This is a genomic window from Okeania hirsuta (assembly GCF_003838195.1).
GTDB classification, from domain to species: Bacteria; Cyanobacteriota; Cyanobacteriia; order Cyanobacteriales; family Microcoleaceae; genus Okeania; species Okeania hirsuta.
Genome location: NZ_RCBY01000105.1, coordinates 1 through 26133 on the forward strand (window position 1 = coordinate 1; position 26133 = coordinate 26133).

A 26133-nucleotide genomic window follows, 5' to 3' on the forward strand; every position below is an offset into this window, starting at 1 on the left:
ATCCCTTAATTTATCAGGTTTAATTTTTTTATACCGATGCTACCGGATTTGATATCAATAAACATCTCCAGAAAAGAGGCAACAGGCAACAGCTTATCTGGCAACAGGGAACCAACCCCGAACCCCTCCCAGGAGGGAAATAATTGATAATTTATGGATAAGAATTGATTTTCTTTTTGATTTTTACCAGATGTCTAATAATCAAATAAACGTTCTATATCATCTCCAGAGGAACCACCACGGCTAGAATTAACTCTCAAAGATGCTCCATCTTTAGAAAAATCATAACTCAAAGGTTCAGTTTGAGAAATAAGGGCTTTAGCCTCTTCTACTAGAGATGTTGCTGGAGATTTGACCATTAAATCTTTTAGAGCTTCAATACGTTTAGGTACAGCGGGATGAGTAGTATCAAATTCAGCGCTTGGAGTTTGCAGCAAAACATTCATTGCTCTTAAACAACCTTCTGGTTCAAAACCTGCCTTTGCTGAATACAAATATCCCTTTTCGTCAGCTTCCAATTCTCTTTTACGGCCTTCTTCAGCCAAAGTTTGTTCTAATTCTTCTTTTTTCTGAGCAACAATTTCATTTATTTTTTCTTGGCTTGCTTTAGTGCGTTGACGACTAGCATTGCCCAAAACAGCACCACCAACTCTCCCTGCTCTGCCTCCAAATACTCTAGCTGCAGTACCTCCGATAGACATACCAGTTGCCTCTGCTTGAGCATCCTGTTTTTCTGCTAAAACTTCTTGTTGAGCCTCTTGTTCAATTTTTTCGATCAAAGCAAGTTTTTCTACTGGGGCTAAAGCTATGTGCCTTTCAGTATGATGTGCCATTTCGTGGGCAACTACGCAAGCTATGGCAGAGGCATCTCCTACAAGTTGGTCTAGGATGCCGTTGTACATCGCAATAAGATTAACTTCTGTAGCAAAGGCATTGATTTCATATTTGGGAAATATGATGATTCGCCAAGGTTTTTCGTCTAGTCCATTTGCTCTAGCAATACGGTCAACGATTCGATACAGTGTGTAAAGGTCATCAGGTAGTTCTTGTTTGGCCTGTTCGTATATATTTTTTGCTTGTTCGGTGTCTTTTGTCTGTTCTGTTGGGGTAGAATTTTCTGAGGAAGTTGGGTTGGCCTTAACTGATAGTTGATTGCTGGGTAGTAGGAATGTGGCTACTGCTAATATGGCTAGTATGGTTTTAATTTTTAACATGATATTTTCACCTAAAGTTAAAGTTAAACTAATTTTTTATTAACTAGCGATCGGTATTTTTCGTATCGGAATGCTTTTTAAAGTTAAGACAAACAATATTGATAGCTAGTTTTGTCTTGAAAAATTTAGAATAAACTCACTGGTATAAAATAGTAAATGATGATTTTATCGGATTTATAGTCAGTTAGCAAAGCTATATTTTTACCCAAGATTTGAGGTAATCTACCTATTAATAGTTTATCATTAAAAGTTTAGACTTAATCGCTTATTTAAGGTCATAATGATTGAAGTTGAGAAGTTAAGCAAAATTTATGGTTCAACCTCAGCAATTAAGGAGGTATCCTTTGCTGTACAACAAGGAGAAATATTGGGATTTTTAGGTCCGAATGGTGCAGGTAAAACTACAACAATGCGGATATTAGCTGGATATTTGCCTGCTACGAGTGGCACGGCTAAAATTGCTGGTTATGATGTCCATGAAGATTCTATGGCAGTACGACAATTGATTGGTTATCTACCAGAAATTCCGCCTTTGTATCCAGAAATGACTGTGGAAAGTTTTTTATTTTTTGTGACAAGAATTAAACGTGTTCCTGCGGGCGATCGCTCTTCTAAAGTTAAGGTGGCAATGAAGAGATGTGGGTTATTAGATAAGCGGAAAATATTAATTAGAAAACTTTCTAAGGGTTATAAACAAAGGGTTGGTATTGCTCAAGCTTTGGTACATGACCCGCAAGTAATTATATTAGATGAACCTACTGTTGGTCTTGACCCTAGACAAATTATTGAAGTGAGAAATTTGATTAAGAGTCTTGCTAATGACCATACAATTATTTTGTCTACTCATATTTTGCCGGAAGTTAGTATGACTTGTAATCGAGTGACGATTATTAATTATGGTGAAATTGTTGCTACAGGTAGTCCTGAAGAAATGAGTAATAAATCAGCAAGTGGGTGGGGATATGAAGTAGAAATTGAGGGAGAAGATCGGGCAATGGAAACAGGATTAAAGTTATTAGCTGAAGTTCCGGGGGTTCAATCTCTAGAAAAAGTTAAGTCAGATAATGAAAGTCGCTTCAGAATACAAATAAAATCTCAACCAGATATGGAACCAGGAAAAGAAATTGCTAATACTATAGTTAAAAATGGTTTGAGTTTATGCGAGTTGCGCCGAACTCGTGCTAGTTTAGAAGATGTTTTCTTAGGGTTAACTACAGGTGATATTCCTAAAAATTCATCGATTGAAGCATCGGCAAATTCTGTCATAGATAAAGTGAATAATGACCGAAATATTGAACTTCATAAAAATCAAAATCCTCTTCCCGATCCTTGGCAAGATGTGACAGAAAAAGATGCTCAAGAAGAAAAGAAAAATTGAGGTGATCGTTGAACAATTATTAATTATTACCTATCCTTGAAAAGAAGAGGATTGAGTCGAAGGAAAATTTTTTCTTTTTATCCTCTTAAAAGAGGAGGCTTTCCACCACAATTTTTCGGTAAGCATAAGGAGGAGGTAAAAGCAATTGAAAAATTGAGAGGGAATTAAAAGTTACTGCCAATTTACGCTCATTCAATCTTATTAGACCTCTCCTCCAAAAGAGTAGGGACGTTGCATGCAAGATCCATACAGGGAAATAATTGATAATTTCTCTGGGATAATTGATTGGATTTTTTATTATTGGAGATGTCTATTTAATCTCCCCCACTCCCCCACTCCCCTACTCCCCTACTCTCAACTATATAATAAGTATTCAACCGGATTTGATATCACTTCCAGACCACAAAAAAATCAAAAGGAAATTAAGTAATGCTAGTAGTAATTAGCAATATTTTGGCAATCTACAGAAAAGAGTTACAAGGATATTTTGCATCACCATTAGCTTATGCAATTACAGGAATATTTTGGTTATTGGCAGGATATTTTTTAGTTGCTATTTTATTAGGACCTGATGGAATTATTCAACAAATTGCGACTAGAGACCAATTAGGAATTACTGAACCGCCAGTCGATGCGCCCTACGAATTTTTGAAGGCTTATTTGGGTATTATGGGTTCTCTTTCTTTGTTTTTACTGCCGATGTTATCCATGAGTTTATATGCAGAAGAAAGAAAACGAGGCACTTTAGAATTATTAGCAACTTCACCTATAACTAACTGGGCAGTAGCAACAGGAAAATTATTAGCTGTATTAACATTTTATATTTCTATGGTATTGCCATTGTTAGGGTTAGAAGCTATTGCTATTGGTGCTGCTGAACCACCTATTTCGCCAGTTTTACTTTTGTTAGGACATGGTGGTTTAATATTACTAGCTGGAGCAGTATTATCATTAGGAATGTTTATTTCTTCTTTAACAGATAGTACAATTTTGTCTGCCATTCTTACCTTTGCTTTAGTATTATTTTTGTGGGTAATTGATGTTGTAGCAAATAATGTTAGTGGTCCTTTAGCAGAGGCATTAAGACATTTATCAATGCTGACACATTACACTAATATTATTCAGGGACTTGTGGATACTAGCAGCATAATTATGTTGTTGAGTTATCTTGTTTTGGGAGTATTTTTAACTGCTCAATCAATTGATGCTTTACGGTTCCAGCGTTCTTAATGAGGAAGGAGGAAGAAAGAAGGAAGAAGGGAAAGAAAGGTTCATAAGGGAGAAGGTTTTTTTATGACTGTACTGTGGGCATCTTGTCTGCTAGTAGTGTATTTGACTGATAGGAAAAAATAAGAGAGTGTGTGTAAATAAAGCTGAAGATAAGTGTCTTGTTATTGATTAAGTAGAAAGTCTTGAAACGGATCTACTATTTCTCTTTTATATTTCTCCAAATACTTCTTTTCTTCCAGAGAAAAATTTTTCACTCTGTCATCTAAATTGGTTAATGGTAACAATAATGTATTTGCACCTAAATACCTGTGAACATTTATTAACTTCAGACAATCTTCATTGCTCAACTTTGATAATACACCTTCAGACATTAACAAATTCTATAGACTTTCATCAATTGATTTTTACCGACACCAGATTTCAGTGATGTACTCAATAAGTCCTCCACTAATTAACTCAATAGAGTTAAATCTAAACGCTCCTGTTGATTTGCCCACTGAATAAATTTGCCTACATATTTTTTGTAAGTGTCTGTTAGATTTTATCGCATTTATCTGAGTGTTTTATGATTTAGAAAATACCAAGCTTTACTAATCATAAATTCTGCTTCTACCTCTTGACCTTCTGAGTGAGTATTCAATAGTTTGAGCCATGTTTCTAGAATCTCAACAGGAAAACCTTTTCCTATAGTTTTATCCAGAAAAATCTTCCGTTTTATATAGTCCTCGTAAAGAAAAAAGGAACTCAACTTTCTCTAGATAAGTCTCTAGATAATCTTTCAAGCTATTATTTGGGACTTTCCTTGAGGTTAAAAATAATTCAAACGGATCTAGAGGTTTATCTGAAAATTTGTCAGAGACTTATCCGTAAATTTGCTTGGGGATTTATCTTGAAAATATAGAGAATTAAACCATTGATAAACTGCCATAAAATTATCTGTCTGAAACTTAACTCTCTCTTCTAGAAAACTGATGCTCTTTTCAATCATAGATTCCAATAGTGGCAAACTTTGTTCATAGGTTGATGAGTGTAATTCTAGACAAGTCATATAAAGCTTACTAGCTTCATAATTAGTAATATCATGTCCGGTTGAACAGTTATAAATAAACGACTAAGGAATCAGGAGTCAGGAGGGAAGAAAGAAGAAGTAAAGAGAAACTTTTTTTTATCACTAATTATCCGGACATGATATAAGTTCTAAACCATTAGCAATCTCAGGAATATGGAAAATACCTCTCTATTTTTCTAATAAATATAAATTCAAAGAATCTAGTGCATCAGGAAAATTTTTCTGCCAATATTGCTTTAAATTACTTTGATTAAAAGTTTCTATATCTAGAATAGGAAAAAGTTGTTCGATCAACAGATTTTTAAAATTATCCCTCGTGATTTCTCCAACTAATGCCAAACCCGTAAATGTATTGAAGAACTATCTAGCTTAACTATTATTTGTGCCCACTTACAGTATTCAGGGTCAACCTAACCTATAGCTAAAGATACTTTATTATGTGCATTAGTAGGGAGGAAAAGGAAAATACTATAGAGAATTAATAAGTAATTAGTCTTTTTCCTCTTGTTCGCCAGTAAGCAATAGTCTTTTACCATTCAAAATTACTGCTAGTGCTTGAAGCGAAATCTTTTTCACATATTCGGGAAGCTCTTCACAAAATTTTTCTATTGGAATCTTTACTTTTTCATCTTTTGGTAATAAGTTAAAAAAGCTTTATTTTCCCAAAATTCAGTAATTTTTCTCATAATGATCAGGCAAATTGACATCACTGAAAGTTGGTATTGATATATCATTCAAAGCTACTAATAACCAAAAAAATCGGGTAGTGCTAAACAAGTAATGATTGATTATAGTGATGAATAAAATACCAAATTGCACCAATATGATTTTCCACAGATTTAGAAAAAGACAAAGTTTTTCGCACTAGCCTGGATACCCTTTGTCTTAAGAAGATTCACATTTTGGACAGGTCGGCATAGATGGACAACACTAACTTTTACTCCTCTATCATTACATATTGAGCACTACCAAAAATCGATTGTTAAATTCAGCCATTTCTGCTTCAGAAAAAAAATATAACGGTGCTGGAAAAATGAGAGGTTTCCATTCAACAAAGGTGTTTTTTTATCCCGACTACTAGCAAGAGCAGCTTGAGTAAGTATAATTTGTTTTTCTGGCAAAATAGAAGTATTATTCCCACAAATTTCTACAGCTTGGCGATTATGATCGCTACTTTAAATTCCCCAAAAGTAATAATTTTTTTTATGTATATCTTCCAGCTATGAGATATTATTCTTTAAACTTTCACTGTGCGAAACTAGACGGTATTCACTTTCATTTCCTACAAACTTGCCATAGATAAACTGGTCAAATTTAGATGCTTGAAAAGTATTAGGAATGTTTGACAGAGAACTCTTAATTCTTCTCACTAACCATTCAATAGGCGAAATTATATTTATTGGGTTGAAGCGTCATAACTTTGGGAAACATAACCAGGTAGAATTAATGCAAAGTGGGGATAGAAATTTTTGAGAATAGGGAGTAGGGAAATATAGGTATAATACTAACGGTGAAAAAATAATGTAAGGATGTCTTTTTGACAAAAGAGATAAGTAGGTAGGCGCAAATAAACTTCGCTATTCAACAAAATGTTGATGTAGTCAAAACCCTTGATATTACTTCCTTCCACTCCGTTCTAGTCGCTTCGGACGTAGTTGTAAATTTTTTCACTTACCTACTTAATTTCTGACCTAAAAAATGGTATTGAAGCCATTTATTCTGACTAATAAATAAGGTTAATAGTCCCCTATTCCAGGAGGTACTGATAACTGATAACTGATAACTTATTTAATGGAGTCTCGCAATGCCTAAAATAAAAATATTACAGGAAGATCAATCTTATACTTTTCGGTCTTATTTTGAGTTACCTTATGAAGCTGATGAAATCTTAGCAGAGTTAAATTATTCATTAGTTAAATCTGATTTATCTTTGCCAAGGACAACAAAAACATTAGAATGTTTATCGGAAATACAGAATAAATTAGAGAATATTTTACCCTTTGTGAATTTAAGTAATGAAACTGCTAGACGAGAAATTTTAGTCTCTCCAATTTTATTGGAAATTGTTCATTATTGTCATTGTCAGTTAAGAATTGAATATCCTTTGAAAGTCAATGATTGGTTAAAAGGTAGTTTGGATTATTTACTGCGTTCTCATAATAATTTATTAGTTATTGAAGCTAAAAATGACGATTTTACCAGAGGTTTTACTCAGCTATCTGTAGAGTTAATTGCATTAGCTGAAGTCGAAGAAAACAATATTTTATATGGCGCAGTAACAATGGGAGATGTCTGGCGTTTTGGTAAATTAAATAAAGCCGAACAACAAATTACACAAGATATTAATTTATTTAGAATACCAGAGGACATAAAAGATTTAGGTGAAGTTTTAGTGGGTATTTTGGAAGGAGTAGAGAATTAAAAAAATATGATAAAAATAAGAGTTATACTAAATCACCTAATATTGTTACATTTCATTTATTTGATGCTGATATTTCAACAATTAATAATTAATCATTACCTCTCCTTGAAAAGAAGAGAATTGACTAAAAGAAAAAAATTATTCTCTTGGTCGATTGGATATGGGGAGGAGACCCGCTCTGATCAGAGCCGCTCTGAAGTACGCCATCCCACCCTACGGGAAGCTCCGAAGATCGACCGCTTTTTTCTACTTTAAAGGAGAGGCTTTAAACCTTAATTATTCAGTAATGAAAAACAAAGGGAATAAGTAAATAATTTATTGCATAAATCCCTAAATTTATTCATAATATTATTTCTGTGTTATACTAACTTGAAAAAAGAGTGTTACAAAGAGTTTCAAACTTTAGATGTGAAATAATTTCCTGAAATTAGTTTAGCATTAGAGTTTTGAGCCTATAAAATATTACTTTTTACTTTTAACTTCCGTAAAACTTTATTATTCCTGATTTCCTATTCAAGACAATTTACAGATAGAAAAAAAGATAATATGAACAGTATCAAAAGTACTTGGACTTATATATTTTGGCTAGGACCAATTTTAACTATTATCGGTGTATCAGCAGGTGTTGTTTCAGGAACTTGGGAACCTATACCATTAAGTTTAATCACTACTGGCATAGTCATAATTGGTTTGTGGATTTTTTATCAAGCTTATTCTGTAGAAAAAAACTCAACTACAACTTGGTGGAGTGGTCGAGCAACCGAAGCAGGCACAAACGCAATTTTTGCTACTATTTCAGTATTGATTATCTTGGCACTAATTAACTTTCTAGCAGTTCGTTATCAAACTAGAATAGACTTTACTGAAAATCAAAAATTTACATTATCGACTCAAACAATTGAAGTATTAGAAAATCTCGAAAAACCAGTCAAACTTTGGATATTCGATCGAGGAGAAAATCCTCAATATACTCAACTAATAGAAAACTATCAAAGACAAGGAAATGGTAAATTTTATTTTGAGTTAGTAGACCCCCAGAAACAACCAGGAAAAGCTAATGAATTTGGGGTACAACAATTAGGAGAAATTCATCTCGAAGCAGGAGAAAGAAAAGAAGTTATTATTAGTAGAAAACTAGAACCTCTCACAGAATCTAAACTAACTAACAGCATAGAAGAAATACTCGGTGGCAAAATTTTAACAATATACTTTATTCAAGGTCACGGTGAAAGGGAATTAGAAGAAGGGGAAAGAGGCTTTTCCGAAGCTCTAAAAGCTCTTGAAAATAAAAAATATATAGTAGAGTCGATAAATTTGGCAAGTATTTCTCAAGTGCCAGAAGATGCAGATGTGATAATTATTGCTGGTCCGCAAAGAGAATTTTTAGAGGCAGAAGTTACCGCTTTAAAAGAATATTTAGATGGAGGTGGTGGTGTGTTTATTATGTTAGACCCAAGCACCGACCCAGAATTAGATGATTTATTTGAAGAGTGGGGAGTATTAGTTGACGATCGCCTAGCAATAGATGACCCAAGTATTGGTCGGTTAGTAGGTCTTGACCCTTGGGTGGTATTAGTTAGCAGCTATGGAGAACATCCTATTACTGATGATTTTAGTAATGGTATTTCATTATATCCTTTTGCACGGCCTATAGAAAGTGAAACAGTGGATGGAATAGTAGAAAGTCCTCTAATTTGGACTAATGACCAAAGTTGGGCTGAAACAGATTTAAGGGGTCAGTTACAGTTTAATGAGGGTCGCGATCGCCTTGGACCATTATCAATAGGTGTAGCTTTTACTCGTTCTTCTACTGTAGAAAAAAGTGATGAAACAGGATTAGACCTTACTCCCATTCCTCCACTTCCTGGTCAACCACCGAATGAACCTGTGGCAACTTCTACTTCCGAGTTAGAAGAGCAAAAAGAGATAACTTCAGCAGAAGTTATTCCCCCACTTCCTGGTCAACCACCAGATGAATTTGACCCGACAGAAACAGTAGAAAAATCAGAAAATACATCTGAAGAAGCACGTTTAGTAGTGTTAGGAAATTCTCAATTTGCTACAAACGGTTGGTTTCAACAACAACTCAATAAAGATGTTTTTCTTAACTCAGTTTCTTGGTTAGGTAAACCAGAAGAAAAAATACTTTCTATTAGTCCGAAAAAAACCACAAACCGTCGTATTGCAATGAGGTTAGTACGAGCTAGATTTTTAAGTTGGATGGCAATAGTAATTTTACCATTTTTAGGCTTTACAATTGGTGGAATTATATGGTGGCGAAGACAATAAATTAAAATTTATAGTAATAGAAAGTTGGAAAAGATTAATATTTGAGAGAAAGGGAGACAGGTAAAAGGTAAGCATTCAGCAGTCAGCTATCAGCTATCAGCCATTAACTCATTATTTTGGAACGATAAATTAGTCTCCAAGGAGAATTAAAAGTTATTAAGAAAAAAGTCATCAACTAACCTTAGTAAGTATTAAGTTCAAAAGCTATTTGCGCAGCATTCCGCAGGAAAAGCTGAATACTAATAGTTGAATCCTTACGGTAAAAGTGAAAAGTCATAAGAGATTTCAGCAAGAGAAAAAATTACAATCTAGTGTGACAAATCATTTATAATTGGAGTTTAGGGTCTTTAAAGGCATCAGAAGTCTACGGTGATGCATCGGTTTTCACAGTAGGTAAGCAAGGCCATTTTATTGTAGATTTTGGCAGTTAATTTACTTTTGCGTAAAGCAAACTTCTATTTTATTTGCTGGGCGAGCAACAGGAAATGTATTAATTGTCAAATCTTGATTCTCTTTAAATTTCCAACTACAATTATCTAGTAGGGCAGATATAAAAATTTTGATGACCAAATAAGCAAATTCTTTGCCTATACGCTCCCTTACACCACCTCCAAATGGGATATAACAAAGAGGTTTCTTTTGATCTTCAGCATTTACAAGATTAAACCGTTCTGGATTAAATCTTTCTGGTTGCTTATATATTTCTGGGTCTTGAAGAACTGAACTAATTCGATAACCTACATTCCATCCTTTAGGAATTCGGAATCCCTCAAAAGAGCAATCTTGAAGAACTTCTCGAAGTCCACCACTCACAGGAGGAGCTAGCCGTAATACTTCTTTGATAACTTCTTCTAGATAAACCATTTTCTTTAATTTAGCGAAAAATAGTGGTTCTAATTTATCCAATTTTTCATGTTCTATTTGAAGTAAGTTTAAAACATCTAAATGCTCTGTTGTTAAAATCAAAAAAGAAGTTAATGCTGAACTTAATTCCTTTTTTCCTAATGATAAAAGATTAACCATTTGTTCTACTATTTCTGTTATAGTTATTTGGTTATGCGTTTGTTCTCGAACTGTAAGTAATATACCTAATACATCTGAACCAAAATCACTCTATTTCTGTCTTTTTACAATGATTTGTTCAAATTGATTAAATAATTTATCCTTACTTTTTAAAGCACAACCTAATTTAGTCCAAAGAAAAGCTAACGGAATGGTATTTAATCCTGACTTCATGTCTTTTAAATAATTACCGATTTCACTTTATGAAGCAGAATCTATACCTAGCAATAATTTCAAAACAAGGTCTAAAGTATAATTATTTATTTCAAAATATAAATCTACAAAATCAGATTTTATCCATTTTAAAAAATAGCCTTGACTCAAATTATGAATGGTATTAATATAGTTATTTAGCCCTTGCTTATTGAGAACTTGAGCTAATAGTTTTTGTCTATCTCTATGTTCTTTACCTACCAACCTAGTAATATCAGTTTGACCAAAAATTATTTGAGAATTTTTGAAAATGATAGGTGATGTAAAGTATTTGTTTTAACTAATGAAAACAAATTTTACAGCTTAATATCCTTGAAAGTAAATAAATTTTTTACCTCAAATTCTGCTTTGATAAATAGGACCATATTTTTCGTACATTTATTTTATATAGTCTTGATAATTCTTGGGAAATATTTTGTTTTTTCCAATAAAAGGTAATCCTAAATTACCAGGTGGCAAAGGCAAATAAGAAGCTGGATTAATATTCATAAACATTGAAATTTCCTCATTAGATTTGTGACTCTTTCAAAAAATATTAAACATACTGTATCACTATACTATATTATTACAAAAAACAACTTTGACACAGTCTTTAAAGACTTGAGTTTAGACTAAGTAGGTAGGCTAGGCGTTAAAGTTTATTTTTAGACAAAGGCAGTAGGCAGAGGGCAGCAGGAGCTGTTTGCGCAGCATGACCTAGGAAAGGAAAGAGACTTATGAGCTACTTGACTTTTTATTACATACTTTGTTTTTTTCGTTCCTACCTACTTAACTTACCCCAAGAACAGGCAAAAGATTTTTTTCTTCTCCCAGTCCTTATTTAACTGTTGCCTGTTGCCTATTCCTTCTCCCGAAGGGAGTTGAACTTTTTCAAACTCAAATTATCAGAAAAATATTAAACATAAATACTTAATTATTTATTTGTTTTATTTCTATTGGCAACCGTTATTTTCTCCTGATTCCTGACTCCTTATTCTTTCTACTACGTTTTGAAGTTCAAAATGTAGGATTGAAATTTAATTTACTTCGAGAAGAAAACTTTTTTCAGAACTCGTAAATGTTATGAAAATCAAGAAAACAACTTTAACATTAATATTAACAGCACTTGCTTTAGGCGGTTTTGTTTATTTTTATGAAATTAGAGGTAAGCAGCAACAGGCAGAATTGCAAGAACAACAAAAACAGGTGTTTAATTTTAAGTCAGAAGAAATTCAGGCTATTACTATCAAACAAGAATCAGAAATATTAACTTTAACAAAGGATGAAAATGCCGAAGAAGCAACTTGGAAAATAACTGCACCTACAGAAAAAGAAGCTGATTTACTAACAGTAGAATTTTTGTTAGACCAAATAACAGGATTAAAAAGCGATCGCTCTATTAATACTCCTGTTTCTCAGTTATCTGAATATGGTTTAGAAAAACCAGAAATTACTGTAGAAATTAAACTTCAAGATGAGCGAACTAGGAGATTGTTTTTAGGAAAAGCAGATTTTGATGGTACTTCTATATATTCTCAAGTAGAAGCTGAAGGAGAACCGCCAAAAGAGGTGTCTGTTTTGTTATTATCTGTCAATTTCAAAAATGTTTTAACTAAACCAGTTGCAGAATGGGAAAAACAAGAAAAACCGGAAGAATCATCTGCTGAAACAGAAGAATCTACTGAAAAAAAAGATGAACCGGAAACAGCTAAACCATCATCTGAAAAATCTCCCGAACAATTAGAAGAATCTACTGAGAAAAAAGATGATGTGCAAATAGAAAAATCATCTCCTAAACCGGAGGGATCTCCTTCACCTACTGATGATTATTTACTGACAGAATAACTAAATTGATAGGTGGAATTATCCAATAATTAACAATTACAGCAAATTTGAGGATAGTGAGGTAAAGTTTAAGACTAATCTATAATTTTTATTTATTCCTTGTTCCCAGAACACAGATCCGGTGTTTCCTAAAAACATAAAATTTTGTACCTTATCAACTCGAAAACTGCTGTAATAATTAATAATTACCTATCCTGAAAATAATAGGATTGACTAAAAGTATTTTTTTTCTTGTCTCTCATGAAAATGAGAAGCTTTAAACCTTCATTATTCGATAAATTTTCTAGAAATGAGAGCTAAAATTTAACGCTCAATTAATATCGTAGAATAGAACTAATATAAAATTACATAAAAGAGATTAATATGATTGTAGAAGCTACCCCACAATTAATGACCTTGGATGAATTTTCAGATTGGTATCCAGATGGTTATGGTCGTGATTAATTACAAAATGGAGTTGTTTTTGAAATACAGTCTACAGGAACTCACGAACAAGTAGCAGGTTTTCTCGCCCTTAAACTAGGAGTACAAATCGAACTTCTTGAACTTCCTTATATTATTCCCAGACAAGCAATTGTTAAACCGATATATACAAATAAATCTGGTGATAATCCAGACGTAATTTTTCTGGATGAATCTGCTTTAAAAGATGAGCCTTTATGGAAAAAACGTTCCACAATTACTCAATGAAAACCGCTGTAAGCTAATTATTGAACTTGTGAGTACAAATTGGCGTAATTTATGGTCATAAATTAATTGATTATGAGGGTTTAGAAATACCAGAATATTGGATAGTTGATTATTTAGGATTAGGGAAAAACATTATAGAGGCAACCCAAAAAACCTACTTTGTCAATTTATCAGTTAATTGACGAAGAATATCAAGTACAACAATTTAGAGGAGATGAAAAAATTATTTATCCTACATTTCCAGAGCTTAAATTAACCGCCCAACAGATTTTTGCAGTAGGAGATTAAAAACATGAAAAATAAGATTTTTCATTTCCTAGACAAACAACTAAAAAGCAGAACAATTCAAAATTTGTAGGGGTTAACGGCCGTTAACCCCTACTATATTTAGTGGTTATGCGTAATACCATGCATGAAAAAAGAATGTTACGAATAATCAGCATGATTATAAAGATATTTGCAGGAGATGTCCCTTTGACAAAGCGGTCGATCTTCGTAGCTTCCCGTAGGGTGGGATGGCGATCTTCGGAGCGGGTCTGTAAGAACGGGTCTCCTCGCCATATCCAATCGACCAAGAGAGCGGTGCGACCCCGCGACCACACCAGTCGCACCTAGTAGCGCAACAAGAGAAAAAGAGAATTTCCTAGCTAAAAACTGGTATTGAAACTATTCCCATGTGACTCAGTCTTCCTGACTTCCTCTTCTGGGAGGGGGAGGGGCGAGGGGTGGGTTGACTTCTAAGAAATATCCTAGCTATTTGTAGCAAACATTTATCAAAATGGTATAAGTCCTGACCCAAATAGATGAAGCGCAATAGCCAGAACTGCTAAAATACTGAAAAATATTACACTTAAATTCAATAAGACCCAGATTTCCAGAGTAACTTTCCCACTTATGACATAGCAACCATGACTCAAACTGCACTTAATCTAGGGACAACAATAACCGACACCCAAAATGACGTTGAACTGCATAAAGTATTCAAAGTGTTTGAAGGCCATACAGCAGTAAGAGGTGTGGACCTGAATATCCGTCAAGGAGAATTTTTTAGTATTCTTGGCCCTTCTGGCTGTGGCAAGACTACAACATTACGCTTAATTGCTGGGTTTGAATCCCCATCAGCAGGTGAAATAATGATTAGGGGAGTATCCATGAATCAAACTCCTCCTTACCGTCGCCCTGTAAATACTGTTTTCCAAAGCTACGCTCTATTTAATCATCTCAGCGTCAAAGATAATATTGCCTTTGGACTACGAATTAAACGTGTAGGAAAAACTGAAACCGAAGAAAAAGTGGCACAAGTTTTACGACTGGTGAAAATGGAAAAATTTGCCGATCGCTATCCCAATCAAATATCTGGTGGGCAACAACAAAGGGTAGCTTTAGCAAGGGCGTTGGTAAATCGTCCAGCAGTATTATTATTAGATGAACCTCTTGGTGCCCTAGACTTGAAACTACGCAAACAAATGCAAATGGAATTGTCTAGCTTACATCAAGATTTAGGGGTTACATTTGTGATGGTAACTCACGACCAAGAAGAAGCTATGAGTATGTCTGACCGTATTGCCGTGATGCACGAAGGTAGAATAGAGCAGATAGGTTCTCCTCAAGAAATTTACGAGCGGCCTGAAAGTCCTTTTGTAGCAGATTTTATTGGAGAAACGAATTTATTTCAGGGTAGAGTTGAATTTATCGATCATTCAAATATAGTAGTTAAGACAGATCGTGGTATTAAAATTGTTGTACAACAATCAACAGTTAGTGAAGAGGCAAAAAACGGAGAGATTTATGCAGGTGCTACCGTAGTCGTCAGTGTGCGGCCAGAAAAAATAGAGCTAAGTCTTTATTCCCTAGATATATCAGAAAATTGCTTTGAAGGTAGATTAATAAATGTTATGTATATGGGGACTCATGTATATTATCATGTAAATTTGTTGTCAGGCGATCGCATGACGATCAGGCAGCCCAGTACACAAGGAACTTTGCCCAGCGCAGATACCCCTATCTATCTTTATTGGGCAAAACAAGATTGTTTGGCTCTAAGCGAGACAAGATAACAAAAACGTAAACTAAATTTTCACTATTGAAAAATTACCGAATAATTAAGGTTTAAAGCCTCTCCTTGAAAGGAGAAAAAATTTTCCTTAAGAGTCTAATCCTCTCCTTGAAAAGAAGAGGTAATTGTTAATTATTAATTATTAATTATTAATTATTGAAAGTGCCTCCAACTAATTTCGAGAAATATCGGGGAAATGTTATTGCTGCATCTATTAACAAGCAAGATGCTCGCACTTCTAGACGTCAATTTCTCAAAACGTCAGCAGCTACCATCGCAGCTTCAGCTCTTTCTAGCTGTGGTTGGAGATTAGCTGAAGTAAAATCTAACCCCCGAATGCAGGGAGATTCAGATTTACTCTATATATATACTTGGGCAGGTTATACAGACCAAGATTTGCTAGACCGCTTCTACGATGAAACAGGTATCAAAGTAGTTGCAGATGTGTTTGACTCTAATGAGTCGATGCTAGCTAGAGTGCAAGCTGGAGGAGGTGGAGCATATAGCATCATCTATCCATCTGATTATATGGTGCAAAAAATGGAATCCCTGGGTTTGTTGACAGAGTTAGACCATTCTCTAATTCTTGGTTTAGACGATCTGTTCCCAGAATTTCAAGACCCTATATATGACCCTGGTAATGTCTATAGTGTACCCATAAGTTGGGGTACTACTGGTTTAATTTACAATAGCAAACTGTTACCCACTGCGCCCACTGACTGGGAGTATCTCTGGGAAAATAAAAATTTAATATCAAAGCGCCTGACTCTAGCTAATGACGTGCGCGAGGTGATGGGGTGTGCTTTGCGAAAGCTGGGATATTCCTACAACTCTACTAATGTTGAAAGTATCAGGGAAGCTTACCAAGAGTTACTCATACTTAGACCAGCGATCGCCTCTTTTACTACAGATGGTTGGCGGTCTCAAATTTTGGTAGAAGATTTGTTGATAGCTATGTGTTATTCTTCTGATGCTGCAGAAATTAAACCAGAAAATGAAGATTTAGAATATATTACTCCCCGCAGTGGTTCCTCTCTGTGGACGGATACATTAGTGATTCCCAAAAATGCTCCTAACCCTGATGGTGCCTATCAGTGGATTAATTTTATGTTACAGCCAGATATAGCTGCTGAAATTGTGGAGAGACTCAGTTTTGCTACACCTTCTCGTGAAGCTTATCGAAGATTATCAGAAGAACTAAAAGAAGATCCTACTTTATTTCCCCCAGAATCAATTATTGAAAAGTGTGAAAGTTTAGTTCCACTGGGTAAATATGAAGAAGTTTATGATGAATACTGGACGAAATTAAGAAGTGTATAATTGCAAGAAGGAAGAAGGAGGAAGGAGGAAGACAAATTCCTGAGTAGATTTATGTATGGAATTTTTCTACTAACTTTTTTTTAGTCATTAAATCCTCAGTAAAAGTTAATAAATTTCTTTGTTCCTGAAAATATATAGCATTATGCATTTAGGCATCGAAAACTCAGTCAGAGATTACTTTTAACTTTTTACTTTTAACTTCGTATAGCACTATAGAACCCAATCCTTGAGAAATGTTCCAATTTCTACAATATTATTTTTGAATTTTGACTTTTGAATTTTGACTTGACAAATATGACTACACCTACTAAACCGTCTGCTCCAGCTTTCCCTAATTCTCAGTCAAAACATGGTATAAGTCAAACATTTTCTAAACTGTTAGGTCCTCTAGCTTTATTAGGTCCGGCAGGTTTATGGTTACTGTTGATATTAGTGTTGCCGACTTTAGTAATTTTCCAACTGAGTTTAGTAGAAAATATTCGACCTGGAGATTTAGTAAACCCTGATGGCATTGGTAACTATTTACGAGTATTTGACCTGATTAATTTAAAAGTAATTTGGCGTTCAATTTATTTTGCTACAGGTACAACAATTTTATGTTTATTATTGGGATTTCCTGTAGCCTATTGGATTGCTTTAATGTCACCCAAACGGTGGCGAAATTTACTTTTATTAGGTTTTGTCTTGCCACTTTGGACTTCATCTTTATTACGTTCTTATGCTTGGATTACAATTTTACGACCAACTGGCGTATTAAACTCAATTATTGGAATTATTGGATTACCACCTTTAGAAGTATTGAATCGAACTCCCGCTGTTTTGATTGGTATGAGTTATAGTTATTTACCCTATATTGTGACTATTCTTTATGCTTCTTTAGAAAAGTTAGACCGGAGATTATTAGAAGCATCGGCAGATTTAGGAGCAACCCCTATACAAACTTTTTGGAAAGTGACTGTTCCTCAAAGTTTACCTGGTATTGCTGCGGGTTCTTTATTAGTTTTTATTAGTTCTTTAGGAGATTTTGTTGACCCTGAATTATTGGGTGGTGCTTCTAGTATGACAGCTGCTCGATTAATTTATAATCAATTTTTAGGAGCTACTCAAAATTGGGGGTTTGGTTCAGCTTTGAGTATGGTTATGATTTTGGGGGTGAGTATAGCGATCGCTCTTTTACTAAAATTTGGCGATGGTAAACCCTCTAAGTAGGGTTTGCTGAAAAAGTCTTTTCGTAAGGGGAGGAGACAGGAGACAGGAGACAGGAGACAGGAAACAGGAGACAGGAGGCAGGAGACAGGAGACAGGAGGAACGAGGGAGGAAGTAGGATTCAACAATTAATAATTACCTCTCCTTGGAAGCGGATAGGATTGACTCAAAGGAAAAAATTTTCTTCTCTTGGTCTCAAATGCGTTGGCTTCGGAGCAATATAATTCTGTCGTCGTCATACAATGGTTAGAGAAGAACGATCGTTTACCCCTACAATATGGACTCTTGTCTTTAAAATACTGAATAACACCGATGCTACCGGATTTGATATGACTTCAGGTAGAGGTACTGATAACTGATAACTGATAACTGATAACTGATAACTGAAATGACAAATACTTTAATAAATCCAGAAGATAATATCCCAATAGATATGTCTAAATCTCAATCAAAAATTCATATTTCTTGGCAGGTAATATTTACAATTTTAATGTTTTTGTTTATGTACTTGCCAATTTTTGTCTTGACTTTTTATAGTTTCAATAAATCTAAATATAGTGCAGGATGGGAGGGCTTCACCCTGCAATGGTATGTCAAGCTTTTTCAAGATACTAGAGTTTTAAATGCTTTACAAAATAGTTTAACTGTAGCTATTTGTGCTGTGGCTGTGTCAGCAATTATTGGTACTTTAATGGCAGTAGGTTTAGCAAAATATAAATTTCGAGGCAAATCTTTATACTTAGGTGTTTCTTATTTACCATTAATTATTCCTGATATAGCGATCGCTGTTGCGACTCTAGTCTTTTTAGCAGCATTGGCAATTAGATTAAGTTTATGGACAATAATTGCAGCTCATATTGTTTTTTGTCTAGCTTATGTGGGTTTAGTTGTTTCCACAAGATTAGCAGATTTAGACCCTAATTTAGAGGAAGCTGCCCTTGACTTGGGAGCAACTCCAGTACAAGCTTTTTTGCAAGTATTGTTACCCCAATTAATGCCAGGAATTATATCTGGATGTTTGCTAGCTTTTGTATTAAGTATGGATGATTTTTTAATTGCTAGTTTTACTTCAGGAAGTGGGGCAACAACTTTGCCAATGGAAATTTTTAGTAGGATTCGTACAGGGGTAAAACCTGATATTAATGCCCTGAGTGTAATTTTAATTTTAGGCTCAGGAGCGATTGCAATTGTTGGAGAATTTTTGCGGACTAGAAGTGAGAAAAAAAGTATTAAGTAGTTCAGGAGTCAGAATAGATTAATTGTGGTTCAACAATTAATAATTAACTAGCTATCAGCATTTTCCGTACCGGAATGCTCTGTAAACATAACTCAGCTTTCAGCGCGCTAAAAGTTTGGGTTTAAATCCCCATAACTGGAGTTGATAAACAAAGTAAAACTATGATATTTATTAGTCCTAAAACAGATTTTGCTTTCAAAAAAATATTTGGCTCAACTGAGAGTAAAGATATTTTGATTAGTTTCTTGAATGCTCTAATATATGGTGGTGAATCTATGATTCAAGATTGGGAAATAATTGACCCATATAATCCAGGAGATACGATTAGTTTGAAAGATAGTTATCTAGATGTGAAAGCTATCTTAAATGACGGCTCCAATGTGATTATTTAAATGCAGGTATTGAGTGTTACGGCTTTTGAAAAGCGAGTAGTTTATAATTTGTGTAAAACTTATGGCAATCAATTAAACACTAGGGAAGGATATCGGAAATTAAAACCAGTAATTGCTTTAACGATTACAAATTTTGAGATGTTTGAAGAAACCGGCAAATAGATTAATCATTTTGTGTTTAAAGAGAAAGAGCAATTATTTGACTATAGAGACGAAGAAGTAGCAATGATATTTGTAGAATTACCGAAGTTCCCCAAAGAGTTAGAAGATTTAGGAGGAACAACTTTAAGTTTTAGTAGTTTGGAAGATTTGTTGAATTGGTTGAAATAATTGGATAGGGAATAGAGCGATCGCTCCCTTAATCTAACCTCTCCCACATCTATAAAGCTAGACGCGCTACCAGTTTGGGTTAAGCGTATCTCGCAACCCAATTATAATAAATAAAGATTAAGTTGAGCAAATCCCAAGAAGTTGAATATAAAAATATATAGCAGTAGAAGAAAAGGGCGCAGATATATCAAAAGCTTAAAACTCCGACAACGCAAAATTTTTCTAACTTCGCTAACTTCGGTCCCTCAATCGTTCCTTCTTCTTTCTGCTATACCAATTACTACTTGTTCAACCTACGAATTAATCCATTCAGTGGCTCCCACTAATTGATTATTGTCGAATACTTTTACAGGGCAAGGAATAATAAATCTAAACAGTTTTGTTGCTCCGACAACCCATTTATTATCGGACACAACTGCAATTTTTTCCCAAGCAGTTGGGTGTTGAAGACCTACTTTTGCATCATCCCATAAAGCTTTAGCTTCAAACCCTGAAAAATCACTGCCCAAATTATAAAGCAAGCGAATTTTGGGTTTTTCTTTTAACTTAGCCTCTATGGCGGGAATCAAAACAGATTCGTAGTCCTCTCCAGTGACTCGACCATGAGCAGTAAAGGCAAGAACGTTATCCTGTTGATTGGAACTGATTTCAATCATAATGGCCCTCCTAGATTTCAATCTATATCAGAGCAGTTTGTAGAGTTTTTTTCTTCTTTTATTATAGCAATAGAAATTGAAAATGATCTTCACGCACAGTAGATGGGGTACAAAGTTCTAGGATTTTCACTAAACAGAGAACATAAATTAAAATTATAGTGGTTTTCATAAAAATAGACTATAATTCACAATTCTGTGACTCCTCAATATTTAGGCATACTCACTGCTATTCGAGACTAATATCATGTCAGGATAAGAGCGCGATAGAACTCGGTTCTGCTTACGCGACCAAAAAACTTTCTCCTTTTTCTCCTCTTCCTTCTTCTTCTTTCTTCCCTCCTGACTCCTGACTCCTGACTCCTGACTCCTTCTTTATCTTTTTTAAATTTTTATACTGCTATTAAGAGTAAAATAAAAAGTTGTGCCTTTTTCCACTTGAGAAGTACACCAAATTAAACCTTGGTGACAATTAATAATTCTTTTCACAATTGATAAACCAATACCAGTTCCTTCAAACTCATCATCTGAATGGAATCGCTTAAAAGGAGTAAATAATTCTGTGAATATTTCCATATTAAAGCCAGCACCATTATCTTTAATAAAATAAATTACATCTGATTTTTGTACACATAAGCTTTTGTCTTTGTAATATAAAGAGCATTGATTAATGATTGAATCTAATTCTTTTTGTTCTGCGGATAAAACTCCAAATTCAATCTGAGTAACATCTTTTTTAGATGAATATTTCCAAGCATTACCAATTAAATTTTCTAAAGCAATTGTTAAAAATCTTTGATCCCCTTGATCTGTAACATTGGGCTGAATTAATAATTCAACTTTTCTTTGTGGTTCTTTGATTTGAAGCTTCATTAGTATTTGTTGAACTATACTACTTAAATGCACTAATTCAAGAGTTATTGGACTTTTTTTTATCTTGGACAACATGAGTAAATCTTTAATAATCTGCTGCGTTCGAGCAGTTGATTGAAACATTAAATCAAAATAATCTTGAGCATTTTGATTGGTATAATTATCATCTCCATATTCTTCTTTGAGAAAATGAGTTAATGACTCAATAGTTTCTAATTGGTCGCGGAAATCATGAGCTATACTATAACTAAAAGTTTCTAATTCTTTATTAGTTTCTTCAAGGGTTAATTCTAAGTTTTTTCTTTCTGTAATATCTCTTACTGTAATAGCAAAACCATCCCCTAATTTAACGGCGATGAAATGATACCATTTTCCTTCTTCTTGGTTATTATAATAAATATCCTGCTCTAAAGATTTTCCAGTTTCTACCACATTAACTAAATCTGTAAATAAATCATAATGAATTCTATGTAAAAACTTTTTCAGCACTAATTTACCAATTAAATCTTGTGGTTCTTGATTAAAAGCTCTAGCAATAACTGGATTAACAACTAAACAAGAAAAATCAATAATATTTCCTGTTCTCTGGTCTCTTAATGCTTCCATCGCTGCAATACCATCAAGAGAGGAATTTAAAATACCAGAAATTAATGCCCTAGATTGATATAAAATAGCTTCTGCTTCTTGGCGTTGTTTAATTTCTTGTTTTAGACTTTCTCTTTCTTTTTCTAATAACTGTTTTTGTTTTTGAATAATTAACTGACTTTTAACTCTTGCTAAAACTTCTTCTTCTTGAAAAGGCTTAGTAATATAGTCTATTCCCCCTACTTCAAATGCTTTTACTTTATCAAAAACTTCATTTAAAGCGCTAATAAAAATCACTGGAATATCCTTAGTTTTAGGATGATTTTTTAAACGTTCACAAACTTCATAGCCATTCAGATCGGGCATTTTTATATCTAGTAAAATTAAATTGGGGCTGTCCGTTTCTATAGAAATTAATGCACTCTCTCCATCAATGGCTTTTTTTACCTTATAATTATTATCTTTTAAAAGAGTAGCTAAAATTTTCAAATTAGAAAGTTGATCGTCAACGATTAAAATAGTTCCTTCTGATTTTTTTTCTGATATATTATTCATATTTTTATGATTTATCCTGATTTAAGAGATTCGTAAGCATTCAGCATTCAGCATTCAGCATTCAGCTATCAGCTTTATTAATTTTAGTGGACAATTTAAGCTTGCTGTTCTTGTGCTTCAATTCTTTGTTTAAAAATGTTGTAGAAGTTAAGTAAATGCTTGCTTCATTTATTAAAAAGCTGTTTGCGCAGCATTCTGTAGGAAGAGCTGACCGCTAATAGCTGGATGTTTACAGAGATTCAATTAATTGTCTAATAGTCTTAAATTGATAATCATTGACTAAATTAGTTAATTTTTCCGCTAATAAAGATTGTTCAACCGGAATTTTTTCTATTAATTCTAAGATACTATCGTCATCTAAAGCTTTAGCTGCATCATACAGTTTTTCTAACCATTCACTCGGCATTACCTGCAAATCTTCTACTGTTAAATTTGGTAATTCACTGGTAGTTTTAGCTGGAGTTTCTTCTGCATAAATATATTCCACTCCTAAATGCTTTTTCATCGTCTCAAAAATTATTGATTCTCGGAATGGTTTTCTGACAAAATCATCACATCCTGCTGATAAAATAATTGACTTTTCTTCTTCTAATACACTTGCTGTTAAAGCAATTATTGCTGTGGCATTTCCTTTGATTGTGCCTTTAATTATTTGAGTTGCTTCGTAACCATCCATAACTGGCATTCTCATATCCATCCAAATTAAATTAGGTTGCCATTCATCCCAGATTTCTATGGCTTGTTTTCCATTTTCTGCTTCTTTTAATTCAAATCCTAATGGTTGTAATAATTTAATCAATAATAAACGATTAGTAGGCCGGTCATCTACAATTAATATTTTATAACGGGGTTGATTGGGTTTTAAAGCTATGACATGACGTGGATGTTCTTGAGTTTCTATATCTTCTTTACTGACGATATCAACTTGGATGTCAAATCGAAAAGTTGTACCTATTCCCACTTGAGAGTTAACAGTAATATCTCCTCCCATTAAGTTGACAAATTTACGACTAATTGGTAATCCTAATCCTGTTCCTTCTTGACTATTGTTGCCTGTTTCTGTTTGGACAAATGCTTCAAATAATTTGGGCATTTCTGCTTCAGCTATTCCTGCCCCTGTATCTCTGACTTCAAAAATAATTTTCGTAGTAGAGACTTCATCCTTCCAATTTTCTCCTAAATACTTACTGGCAACTGTGACGCTTACACCCCCTTCAGATGTAAATTTAATCCCGTTATTGATTAAGTTAATTAATACTTGACGGAGTTTTGTTTCGTCAGTATAGATATATTGATGTACATCATCCTGGCGGTCAAAAATTAATGTTAATCCTTTATTTTCGGCGGTTATATGTAATAAGTCTTCTAGTTCGTTCAACAATGAATAAAAGTCAAAGGTTTTAGCATTGAGGTTCATTTTCCCTGCTTCAATTTTAGATAAGTCTAAAATATTATTAATTAAGGTTAATAAATAGTTGCCACTCTTATTAATAATAGTTGTATTTTCTTTTTCTTCTGGAGATAAGGTTTGAGAACGCATCATTATTTGTGAAAAGCCTAAAATAGCATTTAATGGGGTGCGTAGTTCGTGACTCATATTGGCGATAAAACTGCTTTTTGCTTGATTTGCTACTTCCGCTTTTTCTTTGGCAATGGATAATTGTTCTGTTCTTTCTACAACTTTTTTTTCTAAAACAATATTTTGTTCTTGAATTAATTTTTGATTAAGTTCAGCATTTTTCAAGGCTTCATTTTGTGCTTTCTCTCTTTCATCTTGAATTAGATTAATTCTATCTGCTAAAGCAAAGGAAAATAATAAGACCACTAAACTAAAAGCGAAATTTGAAAGTTTGTTTATAGAAATCTCATAAGGTATAAAACTCAAAACAGTCAAACAATGAACAATTATTGCCACAATAGGGGAAAACATAGCTAATAAAAAATATTTACTTGGCTTATATCCTTGCATCCATCTTATCAAAGCAGTTGTTAAGATTATTACACTAATAAATATAATATAAAAACTTTGGATAATACCAGCCCATTTTGTTGATATGGATATAATAATTGTCATAACTAGAACTAAAGATATAATAAATAAAAATCTATCCATTTTAGGAAGATATTTTTTAGTTTTCAAGAAAGATTGGGTGAATTTTATCCAGGAAAAATACATTAATAATACTCCTAATGATTGAATTTCAAAATAGCTAGGAAAATTATTCCAAAATAATTGATGTCCTATTCCCTCTATACACAATCTAAACCAGACATAACCTATAATAAACAATAAAAAATATAGATAACTTTTGTCTTTTAAAGAAATAAATAAAAAAAAGTTATAACCAATCATTATTAATAGAGTTCCATAAGCCATTCCTGAATCTAAGATATTATATTGATCCTCCTGTAAAAATGTTTCTATGGAATAAATATTCAATGGAATAGATAAACCTGCTTTTGAAGTTAAACGTAGATAAATAGTTTTTTCATTATTTTCAGTAAAAGGCAAACTAAAGATAAAAAAACGATGGTTAAATTCTCTAGTACTAAAAGGTGAAAATCTGCCTGTTTTAATTATCTTAAATCCTTTTTTATCTCCTTGAGGGAAGTAAAAATCTACTGTACCGGTACGAGTATCATGGAAAGTTAATATCCATTTTTGTGTCAAACTTGCTTGATTTTTTATTCGAAAACGAACCCAGATTGCTGATTTTGTGATACCGAAGTTTGGGATACTTTTATTACTAGGAGTAAATTCTTGATTAACAACATCTTCAATAGTTAATTCTCTAGTTTGATCTTCAAATATTTCTAAATGTAATCCTAAAAGATATTTGGTATTTTCATCCGTCAAAATCACAGGATTATTAATATGCTTTAAGTTATGATTATTTTGAGCATAAATCTTAGATGCAGAAATCAATAAACAAAAACTAACAATTATCAATATCAAGAATCGTTTAATATAAGTTTTATTCATGTTATGTTACCTAATTAAATAAATTAAGAAGTTATATAATGTCTGGTTGAATAATTACACTTTGGAGGAAGGAATGCAGAAGGGAAAGAAAGGTTTAAAGAGATCAGGTTTTTATAACTGATATCAAGTCCGGTAGCATCGTTATTGTAAAGGTAAGGAAGAAGGAAGAAGGAAGAGGGAAGAAGTGAAGAGGGAAGAAGGCTTTAGTTATCTAGAATAGAAGACTTAAAAGTCCAAAAAAACTGAAATTTTTTATAGATATTCACCCTTGGGGTTACACAAACGATGCCAGCGGACATCATATGATTATCCTAACATGGTATTAGAGCAAATCTAAAATCATCAATTTATACCATTTTTGTACATAATTTTTTATCATATCTTGATGCTTAACGCCTAAATGATTCAATTAATTGTCTAATGGTCTTAAATTGAAAATCATTGACTAAATTAATTAACTTTTCCGCTAATAAAGATTTCTCAACCGGAATTTGTCCTATTAATTCTAAGATACTATCGTCATCTAAAGCTTTAGCTGCATCATACAGTTT

Annotated in this window: 22 protein-coding genes and 2 pseudogenes; 12 read left to right on the plus strand and 12 right to left on the minus strand. The window is 33.5% G+C overall.

The features are described 5' to 3' along the window. Positions 1–194: 194 nt before the first annotated feature. A complete protein-coding gene (locus tag D5R40_RS17645) occupies positions 195–1214 on the minus strand; it encodes a M48 family metallopeptidase (protein ID WP_124144459.1) in 1020 nt (339 codons plus the stop codon). Between the two features lie 280 nt (positions 1215–1494). Between D5R40_RS17645 and D5R40_RS17650 the strand changes: the two genes are divergently transcribed. After that, positions 1495–2592, plus strand: a complete 1098-nt coding sequence (locus D5R40_RS17650; RefSeq protein WP_124144458.1) for an ABC transporter ATP-binding protein — start codon at positions 1495–1497, stop codon at positions 2590–2592. Positions 2593–3021: 429 nt separating this feature from the next. Beyond that, positions 3022–3822: an ABC transporter permease gene (locus D5R40_RS17655; protein WP_124144457.1), complete on the plus strand. Its 801-nt coding sequence runs from the start codon at positions 3022–3024 to the stop codon at positions 3820–3822. 161 nt (positions 3823–3983) lie between these two features. Here the strand turns inward: D5R40_RS17655 and D5R40_RS17660 are convergent, their stop codons facing one another. The 5 genes and pseudogenes from D5R40_RS17660 to D5R40_RS17675 all read right to left on the minus strand — a co-directional run. After that, on the minus strand, positions 3984–4193 hold the full coding sequence (locus tag D5R40_RS17660; protein ID WP_124144456.1) for a hypothetical protein: 210 nt from the start codon (positions 4191–4193) through the stop codon (positions 3984–3986). A gap of 179 nt (positions 4194–4372) precedes the next feature. Beyond that, the gene (locus D5R40_RS17665; protein WP_124144455.1) at positions 4373–4570 is read right to left on the minus strand and encodes a hypothetical protein; all 198 of its coding nucleotides are present in this window, start codon (positions 4568–4570) and stop codon (positions 4373–4375) included. 81 nt (positions 4571–4651) lie between these two features. After that, complete coding sequence (locus D5R40_RS17670) at positions 4652–4870, minus strand: hypothetical protein (RefSeq protein WP_124144454.1); 219 nt, start codon at positions 4868–4870, stop codon at positions 4652–4654. Between the two features lie 189 nt (positions 4871–5059). Further along, on the minus strand, positions 5060–5230 hold the full coding sequence (locus tag D5R40_RS35480; protein ID WP_161564459.1) for a hypothetical protein: 171 nt from the start codon (positions 5228–5230) through the stop codon (positions 5060–5062). Positions 5231–5660: 430 nt separating this feature from the next. Next, positions 5661–5780, minus strand: a pseudogene (locus D5R40_RS17675) (IS1 family transposase); the annotation flags it as partial. A gap of 915 nt (positions 5781–6695) precedes the next feature. Between D5R40_RS17675 and D5R40_RS17680 the strand changes: the two are divergent. Continuing rightward, entirely contained in the window at positions 6696–7313 is a 618-nt protein-coding gene (locus tag D5R40_RS17680) for a hypothetical protein (protein WP_124144453.1), read from the plus strand. Positions 7314–7859: 546 nt separating this feature from the next. Then, a complete protein-coding gene (locus D5R40_RS17685) occupies positions 7860–9602 on the plus strand; it encodes a GldG family protein (protein ID WP_124154986.1) in 1743 nt (580 codons plus the stop codon). Between the two features lie 432 nt (positions 9603–10034). Here the strand turns inward: D5R40_RS17685 and D5R40_RS17690 are convergent, their stop codons facing one another. Continuing rightward, complete coding sequence (locus tag D5R40_RS17690; RefSeq protein ID WP_124144451.1) at positions 10035–10688, minus strand: cytochrome P450; 654 nt, start codon at positions 10686–10688, stop codon at positions 10035–10037. Between the two features lie 177 nt (positions 10689–10865). Beyond that, entirely contained in the window at positions 10866–11081 is a 216-nt protein-coding gene (locus tag D5R40_RS17695; protein WP_124144450.1) for a hypothetical protein, read from the minus strand. An 858-nt stretch (positions 11082–11939) separates the two neighbouring features. On the opposite strand from D5R40_RS17695, the gene D5R40_RS17700 reads away from it, so the two are divergent. The 8 genes and pseudogenes from D5R40_RS17700 to D5R40_RS39775 all read left to right on the plus strand — a co-directional run. Next, positions 11940–12701: a DUF4340 domain-containing protein gene (locus tag D5R40_RS17700; RefSeq protein WP_124154987.1), complete on the plus strand. Its 762-nt coding sequence runs from the start codon at positions 11940–11942 to the stop codon at positions 12699–12701. 849 nt (positions 12702–13550) lie between these two features. Further along, positions 13551–13679: a hypothetical protein gene (locus D5R40_RS42055; protein ID WP_338043160.1), complete on the plus strand. Its 129-nt coding sequence runs from the start codon at positions 13551–13553 to the stop codon at positions 13677–13679. A 620-nt stretch (positions 13680–14299) separates the two neighbouring features. Beyond that, on the plus strand, positions 14300–15448 hold the full coding sequence (locus D5R40_RS17710; RefSeq protein ID WP_124154988.1) for an ABC transporter ATP-binding protein: 1149 nt from the start codon (positions 14300–14302) through the stop codon (positions 15446–15448). 212 nt (positions 15449–15660) lie between these two features. After that, positions 15661–16767 carry an ABC transporter substrate-binding protein gene (locus tag D5R40_RS17715; RefSeq protein ID WP_192901097.1) on the plus strand — a complete coding sequence of 369 codons (1107 nt, stop codon included), beginning with the start codon at positions 15661–15663 and terminating at the stop codon, positions 16765–16767. Between the two features lie 294 nt (positions 16768–17061). After that, complete coding sequence (locus D5R40_RS17720; protein WP_124144447.1) at positions 17062–17976, plus strand: ABC transporter permease; 915 nt, start codon at positions 17062–17064, stop codon at positions 17974–17976. Between the two features lie 3 nt (positions 17977–17979). Beyond that, complete coding sequence (locus tag D5R40_RS35485; RefSeq protein ID WP_124144446.1) at positions 17980–18198, plus strand: hypothetical protein; 219 nt, start codon at positions 17980–17982, stop codon at positions 18196–18198. Between the two features lie 164 nt (positions 18199–18362). Beyond that, positions 18363–19211: an ABC transporter permease gene (locus D5R40_RS17730; RefSeq protein WP_124144445.1), complete on the plus strand. Its 849-nt coding sequence runs from the start codon at positions 18363–18365 to the stop codon at positions 19209–19211. A gap of 161 nt (positions 19212–19372) precedes the next feature. Then, positions 19373–19876 (plus strand): annotated as a pseudogene (locus D5R40_RS39775) (Rpn family recombination-promoting nuclease/putative transposase); the annotation flags it as partial. A 350-nt stretch (positions 19877–20226) separates the two neighbouring features. On the opposite strand, the gene D5R40_RS17745 reads toward D5R40_RS39775, so the two are convergent. The 4 genes from D5R40_RS17745 to D5R40_RS43675 form a co-directional block, all read right to left on the minus strand. Then, positions 20227–20589 carry a SpoIIAA family protein gene (locus D5R40_RS17745; protein WP_124144442.1) on the minus strand — a complete coding sequence of 121 codons (363 nt, stop codon included), beginning with the start codon at positions 20587–20589 and terminating at the stop codon, positions 20227–20229. Positions 20590–20970: 381 nt separating this feature from the next. After that, the gene (locus tag D5R40_RS17750) at positions 20971–22599 is read right to left on the minus strand and encodes a response regulator (protein ID WP_124154990.1); all 1629 of its coding nucleotides are present in this window, start codon (positions 22597–22599) and stop codon (positions 20971–20973) included. Positions 22600–22828: 229 nt separating this feature from the next. Continuing rightward, entirely contained in the window at positions 22829–25582 is a 2754-nt protein-coding gene (locus D5R40_RS17755; protein WP_124154991.1) for a hybrid sensor histidine kinase/response regulator, read from the minus strand. A gap of 389 nt (positions 25583–25971) precedes the next feature. Next, entirely contained in the window at positions 25972–26130 is a 159-nt protein-coding gene (locus D5R40_RS43675; protein WP_511035249.1) for a hypothetical protein, read from the minus strand. Positions 26131–26133: the final 3 nt, after the last annotated feature.

What these genes read in the sequence shown, in the direction of transcription:
- D5R40_RS17710 (WP_124154988.1), top strand. Translation starts at nt 14,300, where the DNA reads ATGACTCAAACTGCACTTAATCTAGGGACAACAATAACCGACACCCAA.
- D5R40_RS17730 (WP_124144445.1), top strand. Translation starts at nt 18,363, where the DNA reads ATGACAAATACTTTAATAAATCCAGAAGATAATATCCCAATAGATATG.
- D5R40_RS17755 (WP_124154991.1), bottom strand. Translation starts at nt 25,582, where the DNA reads ATGAATAAAACTTATATTAAACGATTCTTGATATTGATAATTGTTAGT.
- D5R40_RS17680 (WP_124144453.1), top strand. Translation starts at nt 6,696, where the DNA reads ATGCCTAAAATAAAAATATTACAGGAAGATCAATCTTATACTTTTCGG.
- D5R40_RS17650 (WP_124144458.1), top strand. Translation starts at nt 1,495, where the DNA reads ATGATTGAAGTTGAGAAGTTAAGCAAAATTTATGGTTCAACCTCAGCA.
- D5R40_RS17645 (WP_124144459.1), bottom strand. Translation starts at nt 1,214, where the DNA reads ATGTTAAAAATTAAAACCATACTAGCCATATTAGCAGTAGCCACATTC.
- D5R40_RS17660 (WP_124144456.1), bottom strand. Translation starts at nt 4,193, where the DNA reads ATGTCTGAAGGTGTATTATCAAAGTTGAGCAATGAAGATTGTCTGAAG.
- D5R40_RS17655 (WP_124144457.1), top strand. Translation starts at nt 3,022, where the DNA reads ATGCTAGTAGTAATTAGCAATATTTTGGCAATCTACAGAAAAGAGTTA.
- D5R40_RS17685 (WP_124154986.1), top strand. Translation starts at nt 7,860, where the DNA reads ATGAACAGTATCAAAAGTACTTGGACTTATATATTTTGGCTAGGACCA.
- D5R40_RS17745 (WP_124144442.1), bottom strand. Translation starts at nt 20,589, where the DNA reads ATGATTGAAATCAGTTCCAATCAACAGGATAACGTTCTTGCCTTTACT.
- D5R40_RS17750 (WP_124154990.1), bottom strand. Translation starts at nt 22,599, where the DNA reads ATGAATAATATATCAGAAAAAAAATCAGAAGGAACTATTTTAATCGTT.
- D5R40_RS17670 (WP_124144454.1), bottom strand. Translation starts at nt 4,870, where the DNA reads ATGACTTGTCTAGAATTACACTCATCAACCTATGAACAAAGTTTGCCA.
- D5R40_RS17720 (WP_124144447.1), top strand. Translation starts at nt 17,062, where the DNA reads ATGACTACACCTACTAAACCGTCTGCTCCAGCTTTCCCTAATTCTCAG.
- D5R40_RS17700 (WP_124154987.1), top strand. Translation starts at nt 11,940, where the DNA reads ATGAAAATCAAGAAAACAACTTTAACATTAATATTAACAGCACTTGCT.